The organism is Micromonospora sp. NPDC049799 (assembly GCF_040656655.1).
Lineage (GTDB): Bacteria > Actinomycetota > Actinomycetes > Mycobacteriales > Micromonosporaceae > Micromonospora.
In genome coordinates, this window is sequence record NZ_JBFAMU010000363.1 from 1 (window position 1) to 5,064 (window position 5,064).

At 73.3% G+C, this 5,064-nt stretch carries 7 protein-coding genes; all 7 read right to left on the minus strand.

The window, feature by feature from the left end; translation table 11 throughout:
- Positions 1-28: 28 nt before the first annotated feature.
- Positions 29-223: a hypothetical protein gene (locus AB0I76_RS22155; RefSeq protein ID WP_357038547.1), complete on the minus strand. Its 195-nt coding sequence runs from the start codon at positions 221-223 to the stop codon at positions 29-31.
- On the minus strand, positions 220-546 hold the full coding sequence (locus AB0I76_RS22160) for a hypothetical protein (RefSeq protein ID WP_357038550.1): 327 nt from the start codon (positions 544-546) through the stop codon (positions 220-222). The genes AB0I76_RS22155 and AB0I76_RS22160 overlap by 4 nt, the downstream gene beginning before the upstream one ends.
- Positions 543-905, minus strand: coding sequence for a DUF1622 domain-containing protein (locus tag AB0I76_RS22165; protein ID WP_357038553.1), 363 nt, complete (start codon positions 903-905; stop codon positions 543-545). Before AB0I76_RS22165 ends, AB0I76_RS22160 begins: the two co-directional genes overlap by 4 nt.
- A gap of 39 nt (positions 906-944) precedes the next feature.
- Positions 945-1,532 (minus strand): TMEM165/GDT1 family protein, encoded by a 588-nt coding sequence (locus AB0I76_RS22170; RefSeq protein ID WP_357038556.1) that lies wholly within the window; start codon positions 1,530-1,532, stop codon positions 945-947.
- Between the two features lie 236 nt (positions 1,533-1,768).
- Positions 1,769-2,734, minus strand: coding sequence for an L-histidine N(alpha)-methyltransferase (egtD, locus tag AB0I76_RS22175; RefSeq protein WP_357038559.1), 966 nt, complete (start codon positions 2,732-2,734; stop codon positions 1,769-1,771).
- Positions 2,735-2,798: 64 nt separating this feature from the next.
- The gene (gene egtC, locus AB0I76_RS22180; protein ID WP_357038562.1) at positions 2,799-3,545 is read right to left on the minus strand and encodes an ergothioneine biosynthesis protein EgtC; all 747 of its coding nucleotides are present in this window, start codon (positions 3,543-3,545) and stop codon (positions 2,799-2,801) included.
- 34 nt (positions 3,546-3,579) lie between these two features.
- Positions 3,580-4,917 carry an ergothioneine biosynthesis protein EgtB gene (egtB, locus tag AB0I76_RS22185; RefSeq protein WP_357038565.1) on the minus strand — a complete coding sequence of 446 codons (1,338 nt, stop codon included), beginning with the start codon at positions 4,915-4,917 and terminating at the stop codon, positions 3,580-3,582.
- Between the last annotated feature and the right edge of the window lie 147 nt (positions 4,918-5,064).

The following is a 5,064-nucleotide window of genomic DNA, read 5'->3' on the forward strand; positions in this document are numbered from 1 at the left end:
GGCGAGCGCCCGCCGGCCGCCGCCAGGGTCAGGAACGCCGCTCGGTACGCCGCGCCTCCTGCTCGTCGGCGAGGGCGTCGCTCACCGGCTCCATGAGGTCGTCGCCCGGCACCGCGACCTCCTCGGCCCGGTCCTGCTCGTCGATCCGCCCACCGGCGGGCGGCTGCGGGGCGGTCGCCCCGCCGGCGAAACCGTACTCGTTCGGCTCGTCGTGCTTACTCATGTGGCTGTCCTCCGATTTTTTCCGTTTTCGCCTCCTACCGGCAACGGTAGGTGGTGATCCTTCTGCCCGCCGGGGGCTGGGGATAGTCGTGCCGTCGCGTCGGCGGTGAGGGCGGCCCAGAGCAGTCGGCGCAGCAGGATGATGGCGGCGGCGGCGACCAGGTCCGTCCACCCCTGGCTCGCGGACAGGCGGAGCAGGCCGGCGGCGGTCAGCAGGTCCAGCAGCACCCGCAGCGCCGGACGCCAGGACCCGCCCGTGAGCAGCACGACACCCGCCGCCACGACGGCGGCCGAGGTCAGGGCGGTGGTCAGGGCCGGTATCACGGCGGGACCTCCTCCTCGCGGACCTGCCGTTGTTCGTCACGGATCTCCCGGCTCAGCACCCAGTTCAGGGCGGTCCGGATGGTGGCGATCGCGGCCAGCTGGCCGATCTGGGTGAACGTCGGGGAGAACGCGGTGCGCAGGATGTCCGCGGCGAGCTGGAACTCCAGCCCGAGGGTGAGAAAACGCCCGAGGGACAGCCGGATCGGGGTGAACGCGGCGGCGCTGCGGCGCCGCAGCCCCTCGGCGGTGAACCGCAGCGCCGCCCACACCGCCCCCACGAAGATGACCACCGCACCGGCGGTCTCGACGGCGAACACGAGCGTCTCGTGGCCGATCCGCAGGACATCCTCGGCGTTCACCCGCAGGCGTTACCCGGCGGGCCGCCCGGTAGTCGGCCGTCAGATGAGCTGGCTCACCGCCTCCAGGATCAGCCAGAGCCCGCAGATCGCGAAGAGGATCGCGGCGCCGTACCTGATCGTCTTGTCCGGCAGCTTCCGGCCGAGCATCCGACCGACCAGGATCGCCAGCGCGTCGGCGGCGACCATGCCGACCGTCGAGCCCAGCCAGGTGCCGAACCAGCCGTACTGGGTGGCCAGGGTGATGGTGGCGAGCATCGTCTTGTCACCCAGCTCGGCCAGGAAGAACGCGACCGACACCGCCACGATGGCCGACTTGCTGGTCTTCTCGGCCTTGCGCCGCTCCTCCTCGGTGAGCGTGTCCCCCCGCAGGGTCCACGCGCCGAACCCGAGGAACGCCAGACCGGCCACGAGCGAGATCCACTCGGTGGGGAGGGCCGCGCCGAGGCCGTACCCGATCGCCACCGAGGCCAGGTGCACCACGGCGGTGGCGACGGTGATGCCGATCAGCACCGGCACCGGCTTGTAGCGGGTGGCGAAGGTCAGCGCCATCAGCTGGGACTTGTCGCCCAGTTCGGCGACGAAGATGACGCCGAAGCTGACCACCAGCGCGACGAGGAAACCTTCCATGACATCCTTCCGGGTCAGGCCGGGAGGAGGTACGGGGCGCCCTCGACCCGGCTTCTACAGCCTGGGTCGAAGGTCTCGCCCGCCCCGGTGACCGGGGCCGCGTGGCCGGGTGCGGAACGCACCAGTGTGTCGACCACGACATTGGGGGCTACTCCCCTTCGCGCGACCAGCCTAGCCGATCATCAGGCGGCCCCGCCGCCGCGGGTGAAGAGGTTCACCCGCGGCCACGGCTCCGCTCAGTCGGCCCGGGCCAGGGTGACCCCGAACAGACCGTCCGGGTCGGTCCAGAAGTCGTGTGCCGTGAACCCGGCCGCCGCCAGCTCGGCCGCGACCCCCTCCGGACGGAACTTCGCCGACACCTCGGTACGCAGCTCCTCCCCCTCGGCGAAGTCCACCACCAGATCGAGCACCCGGATCCGCATCGGCCGGCGCGCCCGCAACCGCATCTCGATCCACTCCCGCTCCGGGTCCCACCGGGCGACGTGGTCGAACGCCTCCGGGTCGAAGTCCGCGCCCAGCTCCCGGTTGACGACCCGGAGCACGTTGCGGTTGAAATCGGCGGTGACCCCGGCCGCGTCGTCGTACGCCGGCACCACCACCGCCGGGTCCTTCACCAGGTCGGTGCCGACGAGCAGCCAGTCCCCCGGTTCCAGGGCGGCCCGCATCGCGGACAGGAACTCCGCCCGCTCGGCCGGCAGCAGGTTGCCGATGGTCCCGCCGAGGAACACCACCAGCCGCCGGCCGCCGGGAGGAAGCCGGTCCAGGTGACGGGTGAAGTCGCCGACGATCCCGCGTACCCGCAGCCCCGGATAGTCGGTGGCGATCTCGTCGGTGGACTGGCGCAGCGCGCTCACCGACACGTCCAGCGGCACGAAGGTGCCGAGCCCGCCCCGCCGGGTGAAGGCGTCCAGCAGCAGCCGGGTCTTCTCCGACGAGCCGGACCCCAGCTCGATGAGGGTCTTCGCGCCCGTCACCGCCGCGATGTCGCCGGCCCGGGCGGCCAGCACCGCCCGCTCGGCCCGGGTCGGGTAGTACTCGGGCAGCCGCGTGATCTCCTCGAACAGCTCACTGCCCCGGGCGTCGTAGAACCACTTCGGCGGCAGCCACTTCGGTGTGGCGGTCAGGCCGGTGCGGACGTCATCCCGCAGGCTACGGCCCAGGTCCTGCTCCTCGAGGTGGATCTCCAACGGCTCCGCGCTCATGTCTTCCCCTTCGTCGAACGGATGCAAGGTCCTTCGCGGCGACCCCGTGCCGCCCCGCCGGCGGTCACGCCTCCGTGAGGGCGCGTACGCGCACCTCCGTCGCGGTCGCCTCCACCAGCTGTCCCTCCGGCACCGGCTGCCAGCCCGGCTCGTCGTCGTGCGGCTCGGACGCCAGCAGCACCGAGGCCGGGGTGGTGCGGATCGACAGCGCGTGTCCGGCGACACTCGCCACCACGGTCCGACCGTCGGTGAGCAGCAGGTTGAGCCGCGACCCGGGGGCCGCCGCCGCCACGGCGACGGTCGTCTCGGCGATCGCCCGGGCAGGCTTCACGCCCGCTCGCAGCCGGTGCCGGACCAGCGCCCACAGCAGCGCCGAGTCGGTGGCGGCGTCCAGGGTGAGCAGGTCCCGTACCGGCAGCGCACCGGCCAGCGGAACCACCGAGTCCGGCCAGCCGCGCACCACGCCGTTGTGGCTGAACAGCCAGCGCCCCTCGGCGAACGGCGCGGCGGCGGAGTCGAGCACCGCCATCCCGACCGTCGCCGACCGGACCGCGGCGAGCACCGCTCCGGCCGAGGTGACGGCGGCGAGCTGCGCGATCGTCGGATCGCTCCAGATCGGCTGGGCACGCCGGTAGCGCACCGGCTCGCCGTCGCCCGGGTACCAGCCGATCCCGAACCCGTCGGCGTTGATCGTCCCGCCGCCGCGCATGTCGCGCGGCGCCCAGGACTGGCGCACCAGCGAGTACGGCGGGTCGAACAGCAGCTCACTCAGGTTGACCGGCGGCCCCAGGTACGCCAGGTGGCGGCACATCAGTCGGTACCGTCCGCCGGCGGGGTCGGCGGCGTCACGGGTGCGCCTCGGCGGCGCGGGCGTCCCGGGCACACCGGAAGCCGCTGAAGATCTGCCGGCGGATCGGGTAGTCCCAGTTGCGGAACGTACCCCGGCAGGCGGCCCGGTCGGTGCCGAAGGAACCGCCGCGCAGCACCCGGTGGTCGTCGCCGAAGAAGACCTCCGAGTACTCCCGGTAGGGGAACGCGGTGAACCCCGGGTGGCCCCGGAAGGCGCTCGCCGTCCACTCCCAGACGTCACCGATCAGCTGGTGCACGCCCAGTGGCGAGGCGCCTGCCGGGTAGGCGCCGACCGGCGCCGGCCACAGGTGCCGCTGGCCCAGGTTGGCGTGCTCGCCCGTCGGGTCGTCGTCGCCCCACGGGTACCGGCGGGACCGGCCCGTGACCGGATCCCACCGCGCGGCCTTCTCCCACTCCGCCTCGGTGGGCAGCCGCTTGCCGGCCCACCGCGCGTACGCCTCGGCCTCGTACCAGCAGACGTGCACCACCGGCTCGTCGTCGCGCACGGGTGACCAGCGGCCGAAGCGCCGGTACGCCCACCCGCCGCCGTCGCGCCGCCAGTGCAGCGGTGCGGTCAGGTCCGCCTCGTGCCGGTGCCGCCAGCCGGCGTCGCTCCACCAGCGCGGGTCGTCGTAGCCGCCGTCGGCGATGAACTCCCGGTACCGCCCGTTGGTGACCGGCGCGGCGTCGATGACGTACGCGGGCAGGTGCACCCGGTGGGCGGGGCGCTCGTTGTCCAGCGCCCACGGGTCGGTGTCCGTACCCATGGTGAACTCGCCGGCCGGCACCAGCACCTCCCCGTCGACCCGTTCTGCGGGCTCGGGCGGCGGCGGGGCGTCGAGCACCGGCGGCCCGGAGCGCAGCTGGTGCGTCGCGAGCATGGTCTCGTCGTGCTGCTGCTCGTGCTGCACGATCATGCCGAAGGCGAACCCGTCGGCGACCAGCGGCCGGTCGGTGAACGTGACCCGGTCGAGCAGGTCGAACACCTTGTCCCGCACCGCGGCGACATAGGCACGGGCCTCGCCCGGCGGCAGCAGCGGCAGCGACGGGCGGTCCTTGCGGGGTTGCTTGAACGCGTCGTAGAGGTCGTCGATGTCGTGCCGGACCGGCGCGCGCCCGCCCACGTCGCGGACCAGCCACAACTCCTCCTGGTTGCCGACGTGCGCGAGGTCCCACACCAGGGGTGACATCAGCGGGGAGTGCTGCCGCACCAGGTCCGCGTCGTCGACGGCCTCGGTCAGCAGCGCGGTGCGGGCGCGGGTGCGCTCCATCTCCTCCGCGATCCGGGTGCGCAACCGCTCCCCGTCGAGCGCGGGCGTCGTGGTGTCCGTCACCGGTGTCTCCTCCCCGCGACGGCACGCCGCCGCCGTACGCCTCGGTCGATGTCGTCGTGCAGGTCGGGCGGCAGGTGCAGCCCGGGCAGGGCCGACACCGCCAGGTCGAGCAGCTCGACGGCGGTGGCGGCGAGGTCCCGGTCGCGC